This window comes from Dactylosporangium sp. CS-047395, from assembly GCF_050942185.1.
Lineage (GTDB): Bacteria > Actinomycetota > Actinomycetes > Mycobacteriales > Micromonosporaceae > Dactylosporangium.
On the sequence record NZ_CP192015.1, the window covers coordinates 10,773,122 to 10,795,517 of the forward strand.

A 22,396-nucleotide genomic window follows, 5' to 3' on the forward strand; every position below is an offset into this window, starting at 1 on the left:
CCCCGAGTCAAATACTGTGATGAGGCGCACGCAACTTGGTCCATCGGGTGAACGACCAGTGTTCGGCCCGTCACCGCACAACTACTGAGGCGGAGTTTTCCTGGTGGCCCTGCGGATCAGCCCGCCGGGAAGTTCACCGTCACCGATGTGTAGCCCAATGCCCCCAGGAACTGCTGGAGCATCTTGCGCGTGTTGTCCTCAGCACGTTTCTGCAGGCCGGCATCCTTGGCGGCGTCACCGATCTTGCCCTCGGCGAGCTTGTAGACCTCCTGGAGACGGTTCGGGTCCGAACTGAAAGCGTCGCCGATGCGGTTGAAGACCCCGCGCTCCTCCGAGTAGACGTAGCTGTGGTCGTTGTCGATCCGGACCGGCCGCAGCGCGGGCGCCGGGAGGTTGATCTCGGCGGTACGCCGGTCCTCGGACTCCTTGACCGCGCCCTGGCCGATGCTGGAGAAGTCGACGTACACCTCGACGGAGCCGGCCGCCACGAACAGGATGCGCTCGTTGAGCAGGAAGTCCGGGATGTACTTGCGGTCCTTCTGCACATCGACGATGACCTGGAAGTTGCCCTCGGCCGCGACGAACTGGTTCAGGTCCTGCACGGACTTGAGCAGCGCCGGGCCGGAGCGGTCGGTCTGTTCCTGGGCGAACGGGTTCTTCAGGCCGGGGAACAGCCCGATCGTCTTGGCCCCGAGCACCAGCGCGACGACCAGGCCGATCGCGGCGACGAGCCAGAACAGCCCGCGCATCGCGCCGCCGCCCTGCTTGACGATCACCGGCTGCGGCGGCTCGGTGCCCCGGGTGTCCCGCGGGTCGAGCCGGTCGCCGATCTCCAGGTTCTTTCCAGGGCCAGACGTGACCTCGGGGTACTCGGAGGTCTTCGACTCGTTGTTGTCCGACATGCTGACTCCTGGATGAGGAGGATCTACCTACCCTCAACGGTAAGGGGATCAGTAAAGCCCCGCGAATCGATCTCAGGCGAAAGCAGCCAACCCGGTGAGTCGCTGGCCGATGACCAGCTGATGAATCTCCGAGGTGCCCTCGTAGGTGAGCACCGTCTCCAGGTTCGCGGCGTGGCGCATGATCGGGTACTCCGCACTGATCCCGTTCGCGCCGAGAATCGTGCGGCACTGCCGGGCGATCGCCAGCGCCTCCCGCACGTTGTTGAGCTTGCCCACGCTGACCTGCTCGGGGCGCAGCTTGCCGGCGTCGGACAGGCGGCCCAGGTGCAGCGCCAGCAGGTACCCCTTCTGCAGCTCCACCGCCGCATCCGCGAGCTTGGCCTGGGTCAGCTGGAACCCCGCGATCGGCTTGCCGAACTGCTCGCGGGCGCCGGCGTAGTCCAGCGCGGTGTGCAGGCTGTCGCGGGCGGCCCCCAGAGCGCCCCAGACGATCCCGTAGCGCGCCTCGGTGAGGCAGGACAGCGGCGCCTTGAGCCCGCGCGCGAGCGGCAACTGGGCCGAGGCGGGCAGCCGGACCTCGTCGAGGAAGATCTGCCCGGTGCAGGAGGCCCGCAGCGAGAGCTTGTGGTGCACCTCGCGCGCGCTGAAGCCGGGTGTTTCCGTCGGTACCGCGAAGCCGCAGATCCCGTCGTCGCTCCTCGCCCAGACGACGGCGACGTCCGCGACCGGCGCATTGGTGATCCACATCTTGCCGCCGCTGAGCACCCAGTCGTCCCCGTCGCGCCGCGCCCGGGTGGCCATCGAGGCCGGGTCGGAGCCGTGGTCGGGCTCGGTCAGCCCGAAGCAGCCGATCGCGTCGCCGGCCGCCATCTGCGGCAGCCACTGCGCCTTCTGCTCCTCTGAGCCGTACTTCCAGATCGCGAACATCGCCAGCGACCCCTGCACCGACACCAGGCTGCGCACCCCGGAGTCGCCGGCCTCGAGCTCCAGGCAGGCCAGCCCGTAGGCCACGGCGCTCGCCCCGGCGCAGCCGTAGCCCTCCAGGTGCATGCCGAGCAGCCCGATCCCGGCCAGCTCCTTGGCCAGCTCGCGGACCGGTACCGCGCCGCGCTCGTACCAGTCGGCCACGTTGGGCCGCACGTGGTCGTCGACGACCCGGCGCACCAGCGCCCGGATGGCCAGCTCCTCCTCGGAGTGCAGGCCGTCGAGATCGAGCAGGTCGAGGGGGCGCTCCGGCGTCGTCGTCACGCCCCCAACAATATGCACTAGGCCTGCAGGACTCGTGCGTGGATCGAAGTGCGCTGCTGCAGCGCGGCCCGCAGCGCCCGGTGCAGCCCGTCCTCCAGGTAGAGCCCGCCGCTCCATTCCACGACGTGCGGGAACAGGTCGCCGTAGAACGTCGAGTCCTCCGCGAGCAGGTGGTCGAGCGCCAGCTCACGCTTGGTGGTGATGAGCTGGTCGAGACGCACCGGCCGCGGTGGGATCTCCGACCACTGTTTCAGCGTCAGCCCATGCTCCGGATACGGCCGACCCTCCCGGACCGCCTTGAAGATCATGAACGCGTCACCCCCCTGACCCGTGCCAGGGTACCGACTGGGTGCGACAAGAACGGCGTCACGAGTCGGCTCTGTTACCCCAGTTGCCCCGGTGCGTAACGCTCGGTGATTCGCGCCGCCCCCGTTTGAGTGACGGCGACTTCTTGTCCTCGGCGCGGTACCCGAGGGTCATGGCCCCGATCGGGGTGTAGGCCTCGGGTACCCCGAACTCGGCCCGGAACTGCGGGATCCGCTCCGGCGTGATGCCGAAGAAGCAGGACGCGAGCCCCTCGTCGACCGCGCCGAGCAGCACCAGCAGGCTGGCCATCCCGGTGTCGATGTGCCAGTAGGGCACCGGCCAGCGGGCCTCGTCCCGGTCGGTCCAGCCCTTGTCGGGCTGGGCGTAGCGGTCCAGGTACGCGTCGCGGTGACTCAGCGGCACGACGATGACGGGCGCCTTGGTCATGCCCTCCATCCAGCCCGTCGGCGGCTGCTCGTCGGGCGTGGTGGCGGTCCAGAACCGCTCGACGTCCGCGCGGTCGTCGAGCAGCAGGAACTCCCAGCCCTGGGAGAAGCCGGCCGACGGGGCGTGGGTGGCGTACTCCAGCAACCGCTCCACCGCCTCCGCCGGCACCGGACGGTCGGGGTCGTAGTTGCGCACCATCCGCCGCCGGCGGATCACCTCGGAAAGCTCCACGGTGCCAGGGTAGGGGGTGTTTCTGGATGCAGCGGATGGTGATTCGGGCGGCGGGGTCTACCGCTCGATGTCCTGAAGAGCGGTGGGGGAGCTTCGCTCCACCCACACCCCCTCAAAAGCGCGGCGGGTCCTAGATTGCGCGGATCCCCCACGAGCCGCGCCAGGTCGTCCCGGGCTCGAGGATCACGAGGTCGCGGCCGGAGCGGAAGGCGTCCGGTGGGCAGGTCATCGGCTCGATGGCCAGCGCCTTGCGCAGCCGGTCGGCCGGCAGGGTGTCCGAGGAGTACACCTGCCACCAGGAGAAGGCGGCGTCGGCCCAGACCGTCACCCCGCGCCCGTCCGGGGCGGTCACCTCGACCTGCGAGCCGCCGTCGGCGTTGGTGTCCACGTCGCCGAAGGCCGTGTCGAGGACGGTCGCGCCCAGCCGGCGGCCCTCCAGGAAGTCGTACTCGGTGCCCGCGACCTTGGCCCCGCCGATCGGCAGCAGCCGCATGTCGACGAGCACCCGGCTCTGGGCCGGCACCCGCAGCGTCAGCTCGTCCACCGGCACGCCCGGTACCAGCACGTACGGGTGGGTGGCCAGCCCGAACGGCGCGGCCGTGGCGCCGGTGTTGGTGACCTCGTGGTCGGCGCGCAGCCCGGCCTCGCTCACCGACCAGGTGGTGCGCAGCCGCAGCGGCCACCGATACCCGGGCTGGGGCACCAGGTCGTGCTCGACCGTCACGCGGTCCTCGGCCACGTCCACGGCGGCCCAGCGGGCCCAGTTGACCAGGCCGTGGATGGCGTTGTGCCGCTCGGGCTCGGTCAACGGCAGCTGCATGTGCTCGCCCTCGAACGCGTACTGCCCGTCGCGGATGCGGTTCGGCCAGGGTGCCAGCACCTGTCCCGCACAGCCGACGGCGTGCTCGTGCTCCGCATAGCCGGCGACGACGTCCCGCCCGTCGGTGGAGAAGGCGCGGACGCCCCCGCCCACCTCGACGATGACGGCCTGCTGGCCGCCGGAGCGGATCGTCCACTGTGTACCGGAGGGCGCGTGATCGAGCTGCGCGGCGGCGACGGTTTCCATGGTTGGTGACAATATCGTCACGAAGTCGTGTCGGTGTAGCGGAGGAGCACCGGGAACGCGGCCGCGAGCAGCACGGCGACCACCGCGGCGGCGATTCCGCCGGCGACCCAGGAGACCGTCGCGTTGGTCACGTCGGCCACCGAACCGGCCCGAAGGTCACCGAGACGTGGACCTCCGGCCACCACGGCGAAGAAGACGCCCTGCAGCCGGCCGCGCATCGCGTCGGGTGCGCTGAGGAGCACCGTCTGGCGGTACACCCCGCTGATCATGTCGGCCGCACCCGCCAGCGCCATGAAAGCTACACATGCCCACAGCCACGGGACCGCTCCCGCCGCCGCGACCGCGAGCCCCCAGCCCACCACGGCGCCCACGAGCGCGATGCCCCGGCGGTGCACCCGGTTGATCCACCCCGACGTGAGTCCGGCGAGCACGGCGCCGATCGCAATCGAGGAGTACAACCAGGCCAACGACGATTCCCCGAAGCGCTCGTCGGCGACGACCGGGAACAGGGCCTTGGGCATGGCCAGCACCATGGCCGCGATGTCGATCGCGAACGTGAGCAGGATGAGCCGGTGCCCGGCCAGGAAGCGCAGCCCGACCCCGATGTCGCGCACGCCGGCCGACTGCTTCTTGCCGGTCGGCGGCAGGGCGGGCAGCCGGAGCGCCGCCCAGAGGACCACCGTGAACAGCACCGCGTCGACGGCGTAGGCGGCGGAGAAGTCGAACGCGGCGATGGCGATGCCGGCCCCGACCGGGCCGCCGATCGCGGCCACGTTGGACACGGTGAAGCCCAGCGTGTTGGCCGAGGCCACCTCCTCCGGCCCGACCAGGGACGGGATGATCGCCTGGCGGACGGGGCTGTTGATGCCGAACGCGGCCGACTGGGCGGCGATCAGGGCGAGCATCAGCCAGGCGTTGTCCAGGTGCAGCACGGCCTGCGCGAACAGCCCGAGCGTGGTCAGCCACATCAGCACCGAGCTGATCAGCAGCACCTTGCGCCGGTCGTAGGCGTCGGCGATCGCCCCGCCCCAGATCGAGAACACGATCAGCGGGATCAGGCCGACGAAGCTGGAGATGCCGACCCACAGCGCCGACTTGGTGATGGCGTAGACCTGCACCGGGACGGCGACGGCGGTGAACTGCACGCCGAAGAAGGACACCGCGTTACCGATGAAGATTCGCCGGTACGGCCCGTGCCGCAACGGCCGGATGTCGATCGCGTGCCGCCGCAAAAAGCCCCGGTTGCTGGTCTGCTGCTGCTGATCGTCCTCGACCGACGTCACGGTGCGAGCCGTTCGATCTTGGTCCCACCGTCCGCCATGACGTACCGCAGCCGGTCGTGCAGGCGGCTCGCGCGCCCCTGCCAGAACTCGACCTCCTCCGGCGCGACCCGGAACCCGCCCCAGTGCGGCGGCGGCTCGATCGACCCGTCCCCGAAGCGCGCCTCGGCCGCGGCCAGCCGGTCGTCGAGATCGGCCCGCGCCCCGATGACGGTCGACTGCGGGCTGGCCCAGGCGCCGAGCTGGGCGCCCCGCGGCCGCACGGCGAAATACTCCTCGGTCTCCTCGCGGTCCACCTTGGCCACGGAGCCGCTCACGATCACCTGGCGATGGAGGTGGTACCACGGGAAGACCAGCGTGGCCCGCGGGTTCCCGGCCAGGTCGTGGCCCTTGCGCGAGTCATAGTTGGTGAAGAACGTGAAGCCGCGCTGGTCGTAGCCCTTGAGCAGCACGGTCCGCGCGGACGGGCGGCCCTCGGCGGAGGCGGTGGCCAGCAGCATCGCGTTGGGCTCGGGGAGGCCGGCGGCCTGCGCGTCGGCGAACCAGGTGGCGAACTGGTCAAGCCAGTTGTCCGCCAGCGAGTCCTCGCTGAACTCGCCGGAGTACTCGGTGCGCATGCGCGATAAATCTTGCGGTGATGTGCTGGGTCTCACCCTCACATCCTTCCTCCGACGATCGAATTTGCGTGAAGATGTGTCATGCAGGACACATCTGAGCCTCCGTTCAGTCGGCAATTACCGCCGACTCGGGTGAAGATGACTTGGAAGTGACACCCCGATTGCCGTCAGGAGTGCGTCATGTCCGATTTCAAGCCGGGACTCGAGGGCGTGATCGCCTTCGAATCGCAGATCGCCGAGCCCGACAAGGAGGGCGGCGCGCTGCGGTACCGCGGCGTCGACATCGAGGATCTCATCGGCCAGGTGTCCTTCGGCAACGTTTGGGCCCTGCTGGTCGACGGGAAGTTCGGCCCGGGCCTGCCGCCCGCCGAGCCGTTCCCGGTGCCGGTGCACTCCGGTGACATCCGCGTCGACGTGCAGTCCGCGGTCGCCATGCTCGCCCCGTACTGGGGCCTGGGCCAGCTGCTGGACATCGAGACCCCGCAGGCCCGCGAGGACCTGGCCCGGGTCAGCGTCACCGCGCTGTCGTTCGTCGCGCAGGCCGCCCGCGGCCTCGGGCTGCCGGCCGTGCCGCAGAAGGAGATCGACAAGGCCGAGACCATCGTCGAGCGGTTCATGCGCCGCTGGCGGGGCGACCCGGACCCGCGGCACGTCAAGGCGGTCGACGCGTACTTCATCTCCGCCGCCGAGCACGGCATGAACGCCTCCACCTTCACCGCCCGCGTGGTCGCCTCCACCGGCGCCGACGCGGCCGCCTGCATCTCCTCCGGCATCGGCGCCCTGTCCGGCCCGCTGCACGGCGGCGCCCCCTCGCGCGTCCTCGGGATGATCGAGGCGGTCGAGCGCAGCGGCGATGCCGAGGGCTACGTGAAGGGCGTCCTGGACCGCGGCGAGCGGTTGATGGGCTTCGGGCACCGGGTGTACCGCGCCGAGGACCCCCGCGCCCGCGTGCTGCGCCGCACCGCCAAGGAGCTCAACGCGCCGCGCTTCGGGGTCGCCGAGGCCCTGGAGAAGGCGGCGCTGGAGGAGCTGCACGCCCGCCGCCCGGACCGCGTGCTCGCGACGAACGTCGAGTTCTGGTCGGCCGTCGTGCTGGACTTCGCCGAGGTGCCGGCGCACATGTTCACGTCGATGTTCACCTGCGCCCGGGTGGCGGGCTGGAGCGCCCACATCCTGGAGCAGAAGGAGCTCAACCGGCTGGTCCGGCCGTCGGCCAAGTACGTCGGCCCGGCGCCTCGCAAGCCGCAGGACGTCGAGGGCTGGGACCGCATCCCGCACGGGGTCTGACTTCACGGTGTGACGCTGGTTAATTTTCTCCGGGGTGCGGCACAGTAGGTGGCAGGATCCGCGAGGTACCCGCTGCCGCCGCACCCCGGGAGTATCCGCATGGCTGACATCCGCATTCCGGACGAGATCAAGCCCAAGGACGGGCGCTTCGGCTCCGGTCCGAGCAAGGTGCGGCCCGAGGCCGTGCAGGCCCTCGCCGGCGTCGCGTCCACGTGGATGGGGACCAGCCACCGCCAGAAGCCGGTCCGCGACCAGGTCGCCCGGCTGCGCCGCGGCCTCGCCGAGCTGTTCAGCCTGCCCGAGGGCTACGAGGTGGTGCTCGGCAACGGGGGCAGCACGGCGTTCTGGGACGTCGCGGTCTTCGGCCTGATCCAGGACCGGGCGCAGTTCGCGAGCTTCGGCGAGTTCGGGGCCAAGTTCGCCTCGGCCGCCAAGAAGGCCCCGTTCCTGGGCGAGCCGACGGTGATCAAGGCCGATCCGGGCACCGGCGCGTTCCTGCGCGCCGAGGACGGTATCGACGCGTACTGCTCGCCGCAGAACGAGACCTCCACTGGGGTAGCGGTGCCGGTGCAGCGTTTGCACGGTACAAACGAGGGCTCTTTGCACTTGACTGACGCAACCTCGGGTGCGGGCGGCCTCGATGTCGACGTCGCCCAGACGGACGTCTATTACTTCGCGCCGCAGAAAGGCTTCGGCTCGGACGGCGGCCTGTGGATCGCGCTCATGTCGCCGGCGGCCATCGCGCGCGCCGCGGAGATCAAGGAGTCGGGCCGCTACATCCCCGACTTCCTCGACCTGCAGACGGCGATCGACAACTCGCGGCTCGAGCAGACCTACAACACGCCGGCCCTGGCCACCATCTTCATGATGGCCGAGCAGGTCGACTGGATGCTGGCCGGCGGCGGCCTCTCGTTCGCGGCCAAGCGCAGCGAGGAGTCGGCGTCGCTCTTGTACGGCTGGGCCGAGCGCTCCAGCGTCGCCACCCCGTTCGTCGCCGACCCGGCGGTCCGCTCCAACGTCGTCGGCACGGTCGACTTCGTCGATGCGATCGACGCCACCGCCATCTCCAAGGCGCTGCGGGCGAACGGGATCGTGGACACCGAGCCGTACCGCAAGCTGGGCCGCAACCAGCTGCGCATCGCGATGTTCCCGGGCGTCGACCCGGCCGACGTCGAGGCGCTGACCGTGTGCATCGACTACGTCATCGAACGGCTCTGAAGTGCTTTTCCTCGGCGCGGCGCACGTCGTTCCAGCTAGGGTTGCCGTACTGTGACCGGAAGGCGCCGGCCGATGGCGCCTAACGCGGGTGGGACGGAGGCACGCGATGCGGCCTGTGCGATTCGTCGCCCTCTCGGAGGACGGCCAGGCGTTCGTCCTTGCCGACGAGGTTGGGCGACTGCTGGCGCTGCCCATCGACGACCGTGTCCACAGTGCCCTGCGGCCTGATCACGCCCACCCGACCAGCACGCCCGAGACCGGCTCCTCGCAGCTCGCGCCGCGCGACATCCAGGCCCGCATCCGCTCCGGCGAATCGGCCGAGGAGGTCGCGCGGGTCGCCGGCGTGCCCGTCGACCGCGTCCTGCGCTACGCCGGCCCGGTTTTGCAGGAGCGGGCCATGCTCGCCCAGCACGCCCGGCGCACGCGGCTGAAGACCTCGGAGCGCGGCTCGTCCCTGGCCGAGGTGGTCGACACCCGCCTCGGGCAGCACGGCATCGACACCGAGAAGATCTCCTGGGACGCGTACCGCCGCGAGGACGGCACGTGGCGGATCACCGCAACCTGGCCCAGCGGCAAGGCGACCGCGCAGGCCGTCTGGGAGCTGGACAAGGCCCGGCAGCTGGTCGCGCCGCATGACGACATGGCGCAATACCTGTGCACCGAGCGCGGCGCCGGGGCCCTCGGCCAGGAGCCGCCCGCCCCCGAGCGCTCGATGCCCAGCCGCGGCGAGACCAGCCGCGGCGACCTCGGCCTGCGCCCCGACGCCGTGCGCAGCGGCGGCCACGAGCCCATGCGCCCCACCACCCCGGAGCGCCGCCCCGGCGGCCGCACGCTGGGCAACGACCCGATCCGGGCCGGCCGCGACGCGCTGCTGGCCTCGCTGGACCGCCCGCTCGGCTCGCAGCCGGGCGAGGAGGCGGCGCCGGTCGTCCAGCCGCCGGCCAAGCACGAGAGCCGCGCGCGGGGTGCGGCGGCGCTGATCGGCCGTTCCCCGTTCGACGAGGACTCGGATCAGAGCAAGGAAGTTCCGGCGGTACCGTCGCTGGCCGTCCTCCGCCCGCGCCGCAACACGACCTCGGCGGCCGGACCGGTCGACCAGCCGTCGGCGGCCAACGAGAAGCCGCGCAAGCGCCTGCCGAGCTGGGACGACGTGCTCTTCGGCGGCGCCCCGGCGGCGCGCGAGACGTCCTGATCGGTTCGCGCTTCTAGGCGGCGCCGTTTCGGCTTTCTGTTGTGCGGAGCCGTTTCGGCTTTCTTTGCGCGGCGCCGTTTTAGCTTCCTTTTGTGCGGCGCCGTGATCACGCGGCGCGCTTCTCGGTGGCGCGATCGCCCGGGCTGAGGTTGCGTGCGCGATAGGTTGGTGTGCATGGAGTACACCAACCTCGGGCGTACCGGTCTCTCCGTCAGCCGGCTCTGCCTGGGCACCATGAACTTCGGCCCCAAGACCACCCCGTCCGACAGCTTCGCGATCATGGACCGCGCGCTGGAGCACGGGATCAACTTCTTCGACACGGCCAACGTGTACGGCTGGAAGATCGGCGAGGGCATCACCGAGACGATCATCGGCAACTGGATCGGCCAGGGCGGCGGCCGGCGCGAGAAGATCGTGCTGGCCACCAAGGTGTACGGGAAGATGCAGGAGTGGCCCAACGGCCAGGGCCTCTCCGCACGCCACATCATCGCCGAGGCCAACGCGTCACTGCGCCGGCTGCAGACCGATTACATCGACCTGTACCAGATGCATCACATCTCCCGCAGCACGCCGTGGGAGGAGATCTGGCAGGCGATGGAGGTGCTCGTCGCCCAGGGCAAGGTGTTGTACGTCGGGTCCTCCAACTTCGCCGGCTGGCACATCGCGGCCGCGCAGGAGTCGGCGAAGTCCCGCCACTTCCTGGGGCTGGTCGCCGAGCAGTGCATCTACAACCTCATGGCGCGCACCGTCGAGCTGGAGGTGCTGCCGGCGGCCCGCCAGTACGGTCTGGGCGTCATCCCCTGGTCCCCGCTGCACGGCGGCCTGCTGAGCGGCGCCCTGGCCAAGATCGCCGCGGGCGAGGCCGGCCGCAGCGGCGAGGGCCGCGCCGCCGACGACCTCGAGAAGAACCGGGCGGCGATCGAGCAGTTCGAGAAGCTGGCCGCCGAGCTGGGCGCGGCCCCGTCCAACCTGGCCCTGGCCTGGCTGCTGGCCCAGGACGGCGTGACGGCCCCGATCATCGGCCCCCGCACGAACGAGCAGCTGGACGGTGCACTGGGCGCGCTGGAGCTGACCCTGACCCAGGAGACGCTGGACCGCCTGGACGAGCTGTTCCCGCCGGTGGGCAAGGGCGGCCCGGGCCCGGAGGCCTGGGCCTGGTAGTTCGTTGTTTGCTGGCGCTGGCTCAGGCCGGCGCCAGCTTCACTTCGGCCAGCACGTCATATTCGGGATGGGGACCGAGCCGGCTCCGCATCAGGTGTACGTCCTGCATGCGCCATTCGGGCCCCCGGTACTGGTCGAGCAGCTCAAGATCCGCGGCCAGTTCCTCTTTTGTGAGCACGTCCCCGGGCCGCGCAATGGTGACGTGCGGCTGCCAGTCCCGCCGGTCGAACGGCAGCCGATGCCTGCGCAACGCCTTCCGCACCGCGACGCCGAGCTGCTGGAGTTTTCTGCCCTCGTCATCGGTCTCCAGCCCCGCGACCAGGTGCTTGAACTGCCGGCGCCCAAGCGTCTTCCCCCCGGCAATGCGCACCGTGGGCGCCGCTGCCGTTTCGAGCTCGTGCAACGCTTGGATCGCGGTAGCGGCATCCTCAACCTCCCCGATGAACGCCACGGTGAGATGCCACCGCTCGGGCGAAGCGAGCCGCACGGACCGCTCCCGAGGCCGCGCCACGGCCAGTTGGTCCACCATGTGCTTGAAGTGCTCCCGCACCTCGACCGGCGGGTACGCCGCCATGAACACCCTCAAACGCTGTTACCGCTTCCTATCTCCTTGCGCAGCACAAGCCCGGCCCGCTGCAACTCCCCCTCGACCCGAAGCCGCTCCAGCTCCCGATCGATCCCCGCCACCTCGTCGAGATGCTGCTCAATGTCCAGCTGCGCGCAGGCGGTGTGCAGCCCTTCGTCATACGCCTCCTGCACCGCCACAAACCAAACCCGCGACCGCGTCGCCACACTCTCCCGGAGCCGATTGAGCCGCCGCAGATCCCCGGCGACCTGCTCGATCGGCGGCCCCACGAGCCGCCCGTCTTCCTTGCTTTCGTCACCTTCGCGCGGCGCCCGCCCGATCCGCCACTTCGTCCTGGGCTCCTCCGCCCGCCGCCGCCGCGTCCGCTCATCGAGCCGCGCACGGGCCCGCTTGGGCAGCCGCCGCCGAACCCGCTCCCACCCGTGGGGAATGGCTTCACCCCCGGACATGAGCAGCACGCACACAAAACACGGAGCCACGGCGATCAGCCCAATGACTCCAGCCACCAGCAGGCCGTGCAGGACGCCCACGTTTTGAGACTAAGCTCACACGAGAACGACCGCCACCGATTTGCCCTCCTTCGCCACGCCAACTTCCCCACCTCCGTTCCGCGTGTCTCCCACCCCGCAACCGCCGCCCCCGCCGCATGACGGACTGCGGAGAACGACCACACCATTGCCACGCCGCGACGATGGCAGGCGGGGCTTTGCCGCCACGTTCGACCGGTAGTCGCCTCGAAGCATCGGCCCCCTCGAAGCGTCGGCCCCTTCGAAGCGTCGGCCCTGGAGGTCATCGAGCCGGCAGAGGCACTGTGCCAACGCCGCGCCGAGGCGATCGCCGCTCGGAAGATGATCGCCGCGTCGCCGAGCAAAGAACCGGTCGCCACCACGCGCGAGCGCAGCTCAGCTCGACTGACCGCACTCCTCGCACTCGCCGCCCGCCCCACGCAACCACACGCACTCGCCGCACGCCCCGCGCAGTCGCCGCACGCCCGCGCACCGCACGCACCCGCCGCGCGCCGCACGCACCCTTCGCGTCCCCGCGCACTCGGCCCGCACACCCGCGCACTCGCAACGCCGTCCGCGCCCGCGCCGCACGCACTCGCCGCACGCATCCGCCGCACGCCCCGCGCACTCGCTGCGCGCCGCGCGCACCTGCAAGGCCGTTCGCGCCACGCGCGCCGCACACCCGGCGGACTTGCCGCACACGACACGCCCCGCGCACTTCGCAACGCCGCACACGCCGCGCCACCGCGCGCACTCGCAATGCGGCCCGCGACCCACGCACTCGCTGCGCGCCCCCGCGCACTCGCCGGGCAGCCCTTCGGCGGTGGGTGAGGCCGAGCAGGCGCCGCCCCCTCGTCGTCGCCTGCTCAGCCATCACCGCCAGGTTCCCGGGGGCCCGCCCGGGAAGGGCTTACTGCGTGCCGGCCCTCAGCAGAGTCCGGAGCTCCGCGATTGCCTCCTCGTCACCCTTCACCTCGATCGGTTGATGCACATCGGTCGTTGGGTTCGATTCGCGTGCCCAAAGCCATCGCAGAAGTGCGACCGGAGAGCCCGTTACCGTCGCGGAAGGTGGAGGCGTCGTGACGGAATCGTCGATTGCGGTGACGAGGACGTGCTGGGGCGTGGCCTGGACCTGCCAGCAGCGGGCCGCCGGGAGCATGCGGATCTCGGCCACGTGACCCTTGGCCTGGGCCAGCGGCTGCTCGAAGTCCTCCGTCCACTGGGTCGAGCCGTAGCCGACGAAGAGCTCCAGCACCTCGTCGACGCCGTCCGCGGCCAGGTCGTCGGGGATCGGGGCCGGGTCGGCGTTGTGGGCGATCTCGGCGTCGAGGCGGTGGATGAGCGTCTCCTGAGCCATCCGGCGGATCCAGAACTTGACCGTCTGGTCGGCGGAGTGCCAGGTGGTCGCCTGGTCGCCGTCGTGGCGGCGGGAGAACTCGTGGGTGAGCGCACCGTACCCACGGTCGAGCAGGGCGATCGGCTCCTCCGTGGTCTCCGGCGGCCACGGATCGGGCCAGGAGCCGAGCCGCATGACCTCGGCCTTGTGCAGGTACACCATGCCGACATGGCGCACCAGATCGCCCACGGTCCACAGCGGGCAGGTTGGCACCTTGGCGGTCAGACCGGCCCCCGCGACCTCTCGCAGGCGCATGTAGTCGGCGGCCAAACACTGCAACAGTCGCGATCGCTCCATGCCCGTGACTCAACCACACAGGTACGACAAAAACGCCGACGGCCGCACCAACACGATGCGGCCGCCGCCATCAAGTTCCCAACCGACTACCGAACCGCAGGTCGCACGGCCGGCACCCCCGAAGCCCGCTCGTGAACGTGCACGTGCAGGCGGGGCCGCAAGCCCACATGGATGCGCCCGCCGGCCCGGCGCAGCTGCAGCACGCCCAGGACCACCGCAGCGATCAGCGAGATGCCGCCGCCCACCAGCACGCCCGAGCGCGGGCCGTACTGTTCCGCGCACCAGCCGATGACGAGTGAGCCGATCGGCGTGCTGCCGAGGAAGACGAGCACGTACAGGGCCATCACCCGGCCCCGGAAGGCCGCGTCGGTGCCCAGTTGGACCCGCTGGTTCGCCGCCTGCGCGAAGTAGATCATGAAGAATCCGGTCGGCACCAGCAGTACAACCGCGGCAACGAAATTTGGGGAGAATCCGACGAGCGTCTCGAATCCGGCGAACAGGATGGCCGCCGCCAGAACACGATAAACCGACGGTCGGGCGCGCCGCCGCGAGCTCGCCAGGGCACCGGCCAGGGCGCCGATCGCGATCGCGGTGGTGAGCAGGCCGAAGTACTTCGCGTCGACGTGGAATTCCACGCGCGCCAGCACGGCCAGGGTCAGCTGGAAGTTGAAGCCGAACAGGCTCACCACGAAGACGAGCAGGATGGCCAGGCTGAGGTCGGGGCGCTGCCAAACGTACCGCAGACCGTCCACGGTGCGCGCCTCGCTGGCGGCGATGGCGTCGCGCTCCACACGGTACAACTCGGCGGGTGTCATTCGGGCCAAGGAAACCAGCGGCGCGGTGCAGAGGACGGCCGTGAGCAGGAAGATCGGGCCGGTCTTGTCGTGCAGGAGCGCGATGATCACCCCGGCGACGGCGGGCCCGACGATGCGCGCGGTGTTGAAGGTCGCCGACGACAGCGACAGCGCGTTGGGCAGCAGGTCCTTGTCGACCAGTTCGGAGACGAACGACTGGCGGACCGGGGTCTCGATGGCGCTGATGACGCCGAAGAGCGCGGCGGTCACGAAGACCCACCACAGGTTCGCGATCCCGATGACGACGAGCACGCCGAGCAGGGTGGCCACCACGGCGGACGCGGCGTTGGCGAACAGCAGCAGGCGCCGCTTGTCGAAGCGGTCGGCGAGCTGGCCGCCGTAGAGGGTGAGCAGGAGTACCGGCGTGAATTGCAGCGCCGTGACGACGCCGAGCGCGGATGCGGAGTTGTCCGAGAGCTGCAGGACGAGCCAGTCCTGCGCGGTGAACAGCATCCAGGTGCCGAGGAGCTTGATGAGCTGACCGATGGTGAACAGACGGTAATTGCGAACCTGTAACGAGCCGAACGTGGTGCCGATCATGCGCTGCGCCCGATCCTCCCCAATATCTCGGCGGCCTTGGTCAGCACCTCTCGTTCCTCCGGGGTGAGGGCCATGAGCTGCTTGGCGAGCCACTCGTCGCGGGTGCGGCGGTGCTCGGCCACGACGGCGCGACCCGACTCGCTGGCGGCGAGGATGACCTGCCGGCCGTCGGTCGGGTGCGGCGAGCGCTGGATGAGACCGCGGTCCTCCAGCTTCGCGACGATCTTGGTGAGGGTGGGCGGCTGCACCCGCTCGACCTCGGCCAGCTCGCGCGGCGTCAGGGCGCCGTTGAGCTCCAGGCTGGTCAGCGCCGACAGCTGCGTGATCGTGAGGTCGCCGATGGGGCGGGCCTGACGCAGGCGGCGGTTGAGGCGGGTGATGCTGTCCCGAAGGGCCGCCGCGAGCTGGGCGGCGGCGAGTCTGGGCACTCGAACCATCACGATAGTTAGCTTACCTAATGAGCATGGCTAACGACCTGTGCCATCGGTCACGGATGTGCGGCGCCAGGAGGTACCGTGTGCACCGTGACCACGCCGCCCAAGCCGCTCGACCCGCCGATGGTGCCCTTCGCCGTCGTGGGCATCGCGCTGTGGATCATCGCCCTGCTGGTCATGCTCCCGTTCCGCGACGACCTGGCCGCGCACGGGCACGGCAACTGGTTCGGCATCGCGGTCGCGGGTGCGATCTGGGGCATTCCGGGTCTGACCGCGATGGTTGTGCACGACCGGAACCGGCGGCGGCGCCGGGCCCGGGAGCAGGCGGCGTCCGATTCGTTCAAGACGGACGCGCCGACCGCACAATAGCGTGGCGCGCATGAGACTGAACGTATTCGGCCTGGTCGTGGCCGACATGCCACGCGCGCTCGCCTTCTACCGCCGGCTGGGCCTGGACGTGCCCGAGGCCGAGGACAAGAGCCCGCACGTGGAGCACGTGCTCGACGGCGGCGTCAAGCTCTGCTGGGACACCGTCGAGACGGTGCGCTCGTTCATGCCCGACTGGTCCCCGCCGACGGGTGGCAGCCGCGTCGGCCTCGCGTTCGAGTGCGCGTCGCCCGCCGAGGTCGACCGGGTCTACGGCGAGCTCGTCGACGCCGGGCACGACGGCCACAAGGAACCCTGGGACGCGTTCTGGGGCCAACGCTACGCCGTCCTGCACGACCCCGACGGCAACAGCGTCGAGCTCTACGCCGCCCTCTGAAGCAGAGCCTGCATCGGTACTCCGGCCAGCGCCTTCACATCGCGCGCCAAGTGGGCCTGGTCGGCGTACCCGGCGCTCGCGGCCGCCGCGGCATACGCGACACCGCCCCTGGCCAGCCCCAATGCGTCCTGCAGGCGGAGGATGCGGGCGAGGGTCTTGAGGCCGTAGCCGTACAGCGCCAGTCCTCGCCGGTGCAGCTGCCGCTCGCTCAACCCGACCTCGGCGGCGATCCCGGCCACCGTCCACCCGGCGCGCAGGCGGGCCGTCAGCCGCGGGGCCAACGGGTCCGGCTCCCGGTCGGCCGCCATCCTGAGCAGCACGGACTCGAGCTCGGCCGCGGGGTCGGCGGCCTCGTCGAGCCGTTCGGTCAGCCGGCGCGCTGTCGTTTCAGACCAAAGAGCCCGCAGTGGTACCCGCTGATCGCGCAACTCCCACGCCGGCACCCCGAGCAGCGCCGGACCCTGGCCGGGCGCGAATCGCACCGCGACGGATCGCTGGCCGGCGGCGCTCCACGACAGGTGCGCCGTCGTGTCGGGACCGGCGACATACAGCTCACCGTCGCTGTGGATGACGTCCATGCAGCCGTCGGGAAGGATACGCGCGGGCCCGTGCCGGCGCGAACGCTTGCTCCATACAACGGCGCCGCGCAGCCGCGACGCTCGCTCGACGTACCCGAACTCAGCCGTGCCCATAGGGCTCGGCGGGTTCGTCGCCGTCCACGGAGCCGGGCGTGTGGCCGACCGCGACCTCCTCGACCTCACTGTCGTCGAAGACCGTCGGCAGCTCGTCGACCGCCTGGACCTGCTCGACCAGCACCTCGGAGTGCGCGCCGCAGCCGTGGTCGGCCGAGACCACCTGGGCGTCGTCGGGCGCGTACTCGTTGCCGCACACCCCGAACGCCAGCCGCAGCGACCCGGCCAACTGCAGGTAGAAGCCGCACGAGCCACAGCGGGCGGCGGCCGGTGCGCCGACCGAGATGGGCGCGTTGGGACCGCGATCGCCGTCGTACCAGCGCTGGGCCGTCTCCAGCCGCCCGTCCCGGGACATCACCCGGGCGCGGCCGAGGCCGATCTCGCGGTTGACCTCCTCGACGGCCGGGTCGTCGGACTGCATGTACCCGGGCTGCAGCCGCGGGTCGTCCGGCGGCGTCGGCAGCAGGTCGCCGACGCCCAGGTCACCGGGCTGCAGGCGCTCCTGCCAGGGCACCCACTCGGGCGCGCGCAGGGCCTCGGGGCCGGGCAGCAGCGTCGACTCGCAGATCGTGACCTGCTTGCTGCGCGGGATGCGGGTCACGCTCACGGCCCAGCGCCAGCCGCGGTACCCGGGCAGCCCGCACTCGAAAAAGTGCGTGACCAACCGTTCGCCCTCGGCCACGACGCCGAGATGGGCGCCGATGTGGTCGGGATCGACGACATCCAGGCCCTGCAGGGCGACCTCGACCGCGTCCGTCAGGACCTGGTCGGGCTTGGCGGCGCGGCCGCTTCCTCGCGTGGGTGCAGTCGAGGCAGTCACGGGTCCATTCTTGCTCATCGCCGCGCAGCTTGAGCACGGCGCCCCGTACGGATCTTCTCTTTCGCGTTGATCACACGCTCGGCCCGGTTGAGCACGGCGCACCGTACGGATCTCTCTTTGGTGTTGATCACACGCTCCGCCCGGGTTGAGCACGGCCCGTACGGCTCGTCTTTTTCGCGTTGATCACACGCTCCGCCCATGTTGAGCACGACGGCGCGGCGCGGGGGCCGAAAGTGTCGTACCCATGGTTCAGGATGGTGGCATGTCGGTGATTCGAGGAGTGGCGCAGACCGTGGTGACCACCGTGCGCGCGGCACGGGTCGCGACGGTGGGCACCACGCGCGCGGGCCGGTTCCTCGGGCGCAACCTGCTCCGCGTGCGCGAGCGCGGGGCCGGCGGCGAGGCCGGCATGCTGCGCCTGCTCGACCTGCACGCGGCCTCCTGCGCCGGCGACGCCCTGGTCGCCCTGGGTCTGGCCGGGACCGTCTTCTTCTCGGTGCCGGCCGGCGAGGCCCGCGGCCGCGTAGCCCTCTACCTGCTGATCACCATGGTCCCGTTCGCCCTGCTCGCCCCGGTCGTCGGCCCGGTGCTCGACCGGTTCCGGCACGGCCGGCGTTACGCGCTCGCGGTGACCATGCTGGGCCGCGCCTTCCTGGCCTTCATGCTCTCCGACCACCTGTCGAGCTGGGCGCTCTATCCCGCCGCGTTCGGCATGCTCGTGCTGTCCCGGGCCTATGGGGTGGCCCGCAGCGCCGCCGTGCCCCGGGTCCTGCCGCCCGGCCTGGGCCTGTCCGAGGCCGGCGCACGAGCCTCGGTCTTCGGCACGTTCGCCGGCGCCATCGCCCTGCCGATCGGCCTGCTGGCCGGCCAGTGGGGCCCGCAGTGGCCGCTGCGGGTGTCGATCCTGGTCTTCCTCTGGGGCATGGTGACCGCCCTGCGACTGCCGCCCCGCGCCGACTCCGACCCGCCGGAGACCGTCCCGCGCCTGTTCAAGGGGGCCCTGGGCGGGCGCAAGGTGCTCAGCGGCCGCGTGGTGATCGCCGCGCTGATCGGGAGCGCCACGCTGCGAGCGCTGTTCGGCTTCCTGACGTTGTACCTCGCGTTCGCGATCAAGGAGGGCACGCTCCCGGTACGCCTGCTGGCCTGGAACCTCTCCCAGCAGGTGGCGGTCGTCGTGGTGGCGGCCGCCCTGGGGGTGGGGTCGTTCCTCGCCACGGCCATCGGCACGAGGCTGCGCATCCACCGGCCGGCGCTCCTGCAGGCCATCGGCTTGGTGCTGGCCGCCTTCGTGGCAATCCTGGCCGCCGACCGCGGCTCCCTGGGCATGGTGGCCCTGCTGTGCCTGTTCACGGCGGTCGCGAGCGGCCTGGCCAAGCTGGCCGTCGACGCCTCCATCCAGGAACGCATCGACGAAAACGTCCGGGCCAGCGCGTTCGCCCACTCCGAAACCCTGCTCATGATCGCCTGGGTACTCGGTGGCGCAGTCGGCCTCATCCCCTTCGGCGGCCAGTGGGGCCTGATCGTCGCCGCGGTGTTCGTGACCCTGGGGGCGGTGCGGGCCCTGTACTCCGCCGTAGTCCTCCGCAAGGAAAAGCTGCGCGGCGCCCCACCGGACGTGGCCGACAGCGACGCCACGACGGTCGCCACGCCCGCGACCCCGGCCTCGTCGAGCGGCTCGAACGCCTCTGGCGGTTCTGGCAGCTCGGGCGCCTCCGGCAACGTCGGCAGCCAGGGTGCTTCGCGCGGCTCGAACGCCTCTGGCGGATCTGGCAGCTCGGGCGCGTCAGCCAACCCCGGCGGCCCGGGTGCTTCCCGCAGCTCAGGCGGTTCGGGCGGTTCGGCTGCCTCGGACGCTCCGACCGCGCCGTGGACCGCTCCCGGCAGGGCTTCGGGCGGCGAGCGCACGACGGTTCCTCGACCGGCCACCGCGCCCGAGGATCAGGGGAAGCGGTGGTTCGGGTTCGGCAAACGGCGCGGGTCCGAGCCGTCGACGGCACCCACGGCGGGAACCTCGGCTCCAGGCGCGGGCCCCTCGGCTTCACGCACCGCGAGAACGACGGCATCAGCAGCGGCGGGAACCTCGGCCGGGGGCAGAGCAGGGTCTTCGGCTTCGCGCACTGCGGGGACCTCACCTGGCGGCGCGGCGGGCACGTCGTCTTCGCGCACCGCGGGAAGCTCGAGCGGAGCCACGGCGGGCACGTCGTCCTCGCGCACCGCGGGGACCTCGACCGGAGCCACGGCGGGAAGCTCGACCGGGGCCGCGGCGGGGTCCACGACCGGGGCCGAAACCGCGAACGACGTGCGGAAGACCACCGAGACGAGGAAGATGCCCGCCGTGGAGGTTGAGGACGGTTCGCCGCTGGCGCCGCCGGGGTACACCCTGTACCGGCCGTCGGGGACCGATCCAACGGCGCGGCTGGAGGACGACGAGCGATGAGACCGTTCCTGGGGTACTCGCGGACGCTGATCGTGACCGCGGTCGACGCCGAACGGGAGAGCGTGCTGGCCGGGCTGGGCCTTGAGGGGCAGCCGACCGACGCGCTGGAGACCGGGGCGCCCGTCGTGGTGGCCGCGTGCGGCGTGGGCCCGGCGGCCGCCGCGGCCGTGACCTCGCAGTTCCTGACCACGGCCATGCACCTGGGCCCGGCGTTCGACCTGGTCCTCTCGGCCGGCATCGCGGGCGGCTTCGCCGGCCGCGTCGAGATCGGCGGCCTGGTCGTCGCCACCGAGTCCATCGCCGCCGACCTGGGCGCGGAGTCGGAGGACGGCTACCAGAGCGTCGACGAACTGGGCTTCGGCTCATCGAGGTGCGACGCTGACCCGGCACTGCTGCGTACGCTGCGGCAGGCCCTCCCGGAGGCGGTCGGCGGCCCGGTCCTGACCGTGTCGACCGTGACCGGCTCGGCCCGCTCCAAGGAGGCCGTCCAGAAGCGCCACCCCGACGCCGTGGCCGAGGGCATGGAGGGCTTCGGCGTCGGCTCCGCGGCCCGCCTCTGGCCCGGCACCGCCTTCGGCGAGATCAGAACCGTCTCCAACGCCGTCGGCCCCCGCGACCGCGGCGCCTGGCGAATCCCGCAGGCCCTCGCCTCACTCCGCGAAGTGTTCGCCACCCTCGCCGCCCGCTGAAACCGCCTACTGAAACCGCACGCCGTGGTGGGCCGGCAGACGCCGCCCTCGCCGCACGCTGACGTTGCCCGTCGTGGTGGGGTGGCCGACGCCGCCGTCGCCGCATGCAGACGCCGCACGCTGAGGTTGGGCGCTGACGTTGCGCGCCGTGGTGGGACGGCAGGCACGACGCTCGCCGCTGGCTGACGTCGGCCGGTGGTGTGGAGCAGCAGATGCCACCGTGGCCGCGCGCTGACGTTGGGCGCCGTGGTGGGGCGGCGGACACGACCCGTCGACTGACACCGGGTCGCGTGGTGGAGCGGCACAACTCGGCCTTGTCGCGTGGTGCGGTTGGGTGCGGGGTGGGGCGGCGGACACGACCCGTCGACTGACACCGAGCTGCGGGGTGGAGCAGCACAAAGCCGGCCTTGTCGCGGGATGCGGTTGGGTGCGGCGGTGGGGCGGCAGAGTCGTGAGGGTCACAGTTGGGGTTTCGTTACTCGGGGTGCGGGCTTCGCCGGGAGGGCTAGATTCGGGTTTGTGACGCTTTCGCTCGCCTTTTCGCCGTGTCCGAATGACACGTTCGTCTTCCACGCGCTGACGCATGGGCTGGTTCCCGGGGCGCCTGACTTCGACGTGACCTTCGCTGATGTTGACGTCACCAACACCGCTGCGCTCAGTGGGCGGTTCGATCTGGTCAAGGTTAGTTATGCGGCGTTGCCTTGGCTGTTGGACAAGTACACGTTGTTGCCGTGTGGTGGGGCGCTCGGGCGGGGGTGTGGGCCGCTCGTGCTGACCAAGGACCAGAGCATCGCGTCGCTTGAAGGCCGGACTGTGGCGGTGCCGGGGGATCGGACCACCGCCTATTTGCTCATGCGGCTGTGGTCGGCCGGGGAGCCGCCGGCGCGTATTGAGGTTGTGCCGTTCGCGGAAATTATGCCGGCCGTTGCGGCTGGGAAGTTTGATGCCGGACTGGTGATTCACGAGGCTCGGTTCACGTATCAGCGGTATGGGCTGCACGCGCTTGCAGATCTCGGTGAGTGGTGGGAGAGCGACACCGGGTTGCCGATTCCGCTCGGGGCGATTCTTGCGCACCGGGATCGGGTCGATCCGGAGCAGGCTACCGCTTGGATCAAGGAGTCGGTGCGGCTGGCTTGGGAGAACCCGCAGGTCAGCCGGGGCTTCGTGCTTGAGCATGCGCAGGAGATGGAGCAGGCGGTGGTCGATCAGCACATCGCGCTGTACGTGAACGAGTTCACCGCCTCGCTCGGGCCTGATGGGCACGCTGCGGTGGACGCGCTGCTCAATCGGGCCGCGGCCGAGGGACTCGTCCCCGCCACGCCGCTGGCGAAAGCCTGAACCACGCCGCTGGCGAAAGCCTGAACCACGCCGCTGGTGAAAGCCTGAACCACGTCGCTGGCGAAAGCCTGAACCACGTCGCTGGCGAA

22 protein-coding genes and 1 pseudogene are annotated in these 22,396 nt (G+C 70.9%); 9 read left to right on the top strand and 14 right to left on the bottom strand.

Features of this window, described 5'->3' with window-relative positions; all coding sequences use genetic code 11:
• Positions 1-116 precede the first annotated feature (116 nt).
• From ACQP00_RS50275 to pdxH, 7 genes are all read right to left on the bottom strand, one after another.
• A complete protein-coding gene (locus ACQP00_RS50275) occupies positions 117-902 on the bottom strand; it encodes a DUF4230 domain-containing protein (RefSeq protein WP_433211329.1) in 786 nt (261 codons plus the stop codon).
• Positions 903-974: 72 nt separating this feature from the next.
• A complete protein-coding gene (locus ACQP00_RS50280) occupies positions 975-2,150 on the bottom strand; it encodes an acyl-CoA dehydrogenase family protein (protein WP_433211332.1) in 1,176 nt (391 codons plus the stop codon).
• Positions 2,151-2,167: 17 nt separating this feature from the next.
• Positions 2,168-2,458, bottom strand: a complete 291-nt coding sequence (locus ACQP00_RS50285) for a type II toxin-antitoxin system VapB family antitoxin (RefSeq protein WP_433052867.1) — start codon at positions 2,456-2,458, stop codon at positions 2,168-2,170.
• A 58-nt stretch (positions 2,459-2,516) separates the two neighbouring features.
• A complete protein-coding gene (locus ACQP00_RS50290; RefSeq protein ID WP_433211335.1) occupies positions 2,517-3,134 on the bottom strand; it encodes a nitroreductase family protein in 618 nt (205 codons plus the stop codon).
• A gap of 130 nt (positions 3,135-3,264) precedes the next feature.
• Positions 3,265-4,200 (bottom strand): aldose 1-epimerase family protein, encoded by a 936-nt coding sequence (locus ACQP00_RS50295; protein ID WP_433211338.1) that lies wholly within the window; start codon positions 4,198-4,200, stop codon positions 3,265-3,267.
• 17 nt (positions 4,201-4,217) lie between these two features.
• Positions 4,218-5,483, bottom strand: coding sequence for an MFS transporter (locus ACQP00_RS50300; RefSeq protein ID WP_433211341.1), 1,266 nt, complete (start codon positions 5,481-5,483; stop codon positions 4,218-4,220).
• A complete protein-coding gene (pdxH, locus tag ACQP00_RS50305; RefSeq protein WP_433211344.1) occupies positions 5,480-6,097 on the bottom strand; it encodes a pyridoxamine 5'-phosphate oxidase in 618 nt (205 codons plus the stop codon). Before pdxH ends, ACQP00_RS50300 begins: the two co-directional genes overlap by 4 nt.
• 180 nt (positions 6,098-6,277) lie before the next feature.
• On the opposite strand from pdxH, the gene ACQP00_RS50310 reads away from it, so the two are divergent.
• The 4 genes from ACQP00_RS50310 (at position 6,278) to ACQP00_RS50325 (ending at position 10,955) form a co-directional block, all read left to right on the top strand.
• Positions 6,278-7,384 carry a citrate synthase 2 gene (locus ACQP00_RS50310; protein WP_433052879.1) on the top strand — a complete coding sequence of 369 codons (1,107 nt, stop codon included), beginning with the start codon at positions 6,278-6,280 and terminating at the stop codon, positions 7,382-7,384.
• A 99-nt stretch (positions 7,385-7,483) separates the two neighbouring features.
• Complete coding sequence (gene serC, locus ACQP00_RS50315) at positions 7,484-8,602, top strand: phosphoserine transaminase (RefSeq protein ID WP_433211347.1); 1,119 nt, start codon at positions 7,484-7,486, stop codon at positions 8,600-8,602.
• Positions 8,603-8,708: 106 nt separating this feature from the next.
• Complete coding sequence (gene sepH, locus ACQP00_RS50320; RefSeq protein ID WP_433211350.1) at positions 8,709-9,794, top strand: septation protein SepH; 1,086 nt, start codon at positions 8,709-8,711, stop codon at positions 9,792-9,794.
• 174 nt (positions 9,795-9,968) lie between these two features.
• On the top strand, positions 9,969-10,955 hold the full coding sequence (locus tag ACQP00_RS50325) for an aldo/keto reductase (protein WP_433211353.1): 987 nt from the start codon (positions 9,969-9,971) through the stop codon (positions 10,953-10,955).
• A 22-nt stretch (positions 10,956-10,977) separates the two neighbouring features.
• Here ACQP00_RS50325 and thpR read toward each other — a convergent pair whose 3' ends face one another.
• The 5 genes from thpR to ACQP00_RS50350 all read right to left on the bottom strand — a co-directional run bounded on the left by thpR (position 10,978) and on the right by ACQP00_RS50350 (position 15,571).
• Positions 10,978-11,529, bottom strand: coding sequence for an RNA 2',3'-cyclic phosphodiesterase (gene thpR, locus ACQP00_RS50330; protein WP_433224313.1), 552 nt, complete (start codon positions 11,527-11,529; stop codon positions 10,978-10,980).
• Positions 11,530-11,537: 8 nt separating this feature from the next.
• On the bottom strand, positions 11,538-12,071 hold the full coding sequence (locus ACQP00_RS50335) for a hypothetical protein (RefSeq protein WP_433211356.1): 534 nt from the start codon (positions 12,069-12,071) through the stop codon (positions 11,538-11,540).
• 886 nt (positions 12,072-12,957) lie between these two features.
• Complete coding sequence (locus ACQP00_RS50340; RefSeq protein WP_433211359.1) at positions 12,958-13,740, bottom strand: maleylpyruvate isomerase N-terminal domain-containing protein; 783 nt, start codon at positions 13,738-13,740, stop codon at positions 12,958-12,960.
• A gap of 86 nt (positions 13,741-13,826) precedes the next feature.
• Positions 13,827-15,134: an MFS transporter gene (locus tag ACQP00_RS50345; RefSeq protein WP_433211362.1), complete on the bottom strand. Its 1,308-nt coding sequence runs from the start codon at positions 15,132-15,134 to the stop codon at positions 13,827-13,829.
• Complete coding sequence (locus ACQP00_RS50350; RefSeq protein ID WP_433067070.1) at positions 15,131-15,571, bottom strand: MarR family winged helix-turn-helix transcriptional regulator; 441 nt, start codon at positions 15,569-15,571, stop codon at positions 15,131-15,133. The genes ACQP00_RS50345 and ACQP00_RS50350 overlap by 4 nt, the downstream gene beginning before the upstream one ends.
• Before the next feature lie 120 nt (positions 15,572-15,691).
• Between ACQP00_RS50350 and ACQP00_RS50355 the strand changes: the two genes are divergently transcribed.
• Both ACQP00_RS50355 and ACQP00_RS50360 read left to right on the top strand, forming a co-directional pair.
• The gene (locus tag ACQP00_RS50355) at positions 15,692-15,937 is read left to right on the top strand and encodes a DUF2530 domain-containing protein (protein WP_433224315.1); all 246 of its coding nucleotides are present in this window, start codon (positions 15,692-15,694) and stop codon (positions 15,935-15,937) included.
• 10 nt (positions 15,938-15,947) lie between these two features.
• Positions 15,948-16,331, top strand: a complete 384-nt coding sequence (locus ACQP00_RS50360) for a VOC family protein (RefSeq protein WP_433211365.1) — start codon at positions 15,948-15,950, stop codon at positions 16,329-16,331.
• On the opposite strand, the gene ACQP00_RS50365 is transcribed toward ACQP00_RS50360, so the two are convergent.
• Together ACQP00_RS50365 and ACQP00_RS50370 are read right to left on the bottom strand one after the other, a co-directional pair.
• Complete coding sequence (locus tag ACQP00_RS50365) at positions 16,316-17,023, bottom strand: helix-turn-helix domain-containing protein (RefSeq protein WP_433211368.1); 708 nt, start codon at positions 17,021-17,023, stop codon at positions 16,316-16,318. The two genes, ACQP00_RS50360 and ACQP00_RS50365, sit on opposite strands and share 16 nt — an antisense overlap.
• Complete coding sequence (locus ACQP00_RS50370) at positions 17,010-17,861, bottom strand: DUF3027 domain-containing protein (RefSeq protein WP_433211371.1); 852 nt, start codon at positions 17,859-17,861, stop codon at positions 17,010-17,012. Before ACQP00_RS50370 ends, ACQP00_RS50365 begins: the two co-directional genes overlap by 14 nt.
• Positions 17,862-18,105: 244 nt before the next feature.
• Between ACQP00_RS50370 and ACQP00_RS50375 the strand changes: the two are divergent.
• The 3 genes and pseudogenes from ACQP00_RS50375 to ACQP00_RS50385 all read left to right on the top strand — a co-directional run.
• Positions 18,106-19,641 (top strand): annotated as a pseudogene (locus ACQP00_RS50375) (MFS transporter); the annotation flags it as partial.
• A gap of 635 nt (positions 19,642-20,276) precedes the next feature.
• The gene (locus tag ACQP00_RS50380) at positions 20,277-20,969 is read left to right on the top strand and encodes a futalosine hydrolase (RefSeq protein WP_433211374.1); all 693 of its coding nucleotides are present in this window, start codon (positions 20,277-20,279) and stop codon (positions 20,967-20,969) included.
• Between the two features lie 519 nt (positions 20,970-21,488).
• Positions 21,489-22,307, top strand: coding sequence for a 1,4-dihydroxy-6-naphthoate synthase (locus ACQP00_RS50385; RefSeq protein ID WP_433211377.1), 819 nt, complete (start codon positions 21,489-21,491; stop codon positions 22,305-22,307).
• Positions 22,308-22,396 lie beyond the last annotated feature (89 nt).

Excerpts from the sequence above, each read along its gene's own strand:
- thpR (WP_433224313.1), bottom strand. The coding sequence starts at position 11,529 with ATGGCGGCGTACCCGCCGGTCGAGGTGCGGGAGCACTTCAAGCACATG.
- ACQP00_RS50345 (WP_433211362.1), bottom strand. The coding sequence starts at position 15,134 with ATGATCGGCACCACGTTCGGCTCGTTACAGGTTCGCAATTACCGTCTG.
- ACQP00_RS50365 (WP_433211368.1), bottom strand. The coding sequence starts at position 17,023 with ATGGGCACGGCTGAGTTCGGGTACGTCGAGCGAGCGTCGCGGCTGCGC.
- ACQP00_RS50275 (WP_433211329.1), bottom strand. The coding sequence starts at position 902 with ATGTCGGACAACAACGAGTCGAAGACCTCCGAGTACCCCGAGGTCACG.
- ACQP00_RS50350 (WP_433067070.1), bottom strand. The coding sequence starts at position 15,571 with ATGGTTCGAGTGCCCAGACTCGCCGCCGCCCAGCTCGCGGCGGCCCTT.
- ACQP00_RS50285 (WP_433052867.1), bottom strand. The coding sequence starts at position 2,458 with ATGATCTTCAAGGCGGTCCGGGAGGGTCGGCCGTATCCGGAGCATGGG.
- ACQP00_RS50310 (WP_433052879.1), top strand. The coding sequence starts at position 6,278 with ATGTCCGATTTCAAGCCGGGACTCGAGGGCGTGATCGCCTTCGAATCG.
- ACQP00_RS50340 (WP_433211359.1), bottom strand. The coding sequence starts at position 13,740 with ATGGAGCGATCGCGACTGTTGCAGTGTTTGGCCGCCGACTACATGCGC.
- ACQP00_RS50380 (WP_433211374.1), top strand. The coding sequence starts at position 20,277 with ATGAGACCGTTCCTGGGGTACTCGCGGACGCTGATCGTGACCGCGGTC.
- ACQP00_RS50295 (WP_433211338.1), bottom strand. The coding sequence starts at position 4,200 with ATGGAAACCGTCGCCGCCGCGCAGCTCGATCACGCGCCCTCCGGTACA.
- sepH (WP_433211350.1), top strand. The coding sequence starts at position 8,709 with ATGCGGCCTGTGCGATTCGTCGCCCTCTCGGAGGACGGCCAGGCGTTC.
- ACQP00_RS50360 (WP_433211365.1), top strand. The coding sequence starts at position 15,948 with ATGAGACTGAACGTATTCGGCCTGGTCGTGGCCGACATGCCACGCGCG.
- ACQP00_RS50370 (WP_433211371.1), bottom strand. The coding sequence starts at position 17,861 with ATGAGCAAGAATGGACCCGTGACTGCCTCGACTGCACCCACGCGAGGA.
- pdxH (WP_433211344.1), bottom strand. The coding sequence starts at position 6,097 with ATGCGCACCGAGTACTCCGGCGAGTTCAGCGAGGACTCGCTGGCGGAC.
- serC (WP_433211347.1), top strand. The coding sequence starts at position 7,484 with ATGGCTGACATCCGCATTCCGGACGAGATCAAGCCCAAGGACGGGCGC.
- ACQP00_RS50355 (WP_433224315.1), top strand. The coding sequence starts at position 15,692 with ATGGTGCCCTTCGCCGTCGTGGGCATCGCGCTGTGGATCATCGCCCTG.
- ACQP00_RS50325 (WP_433211353.1), top strand. The coding sequence starts at position 9,969 with ATGGAGTACACCAACCTCGGGCGTACCGGTCTCTCCGTCAGCCGGCTC.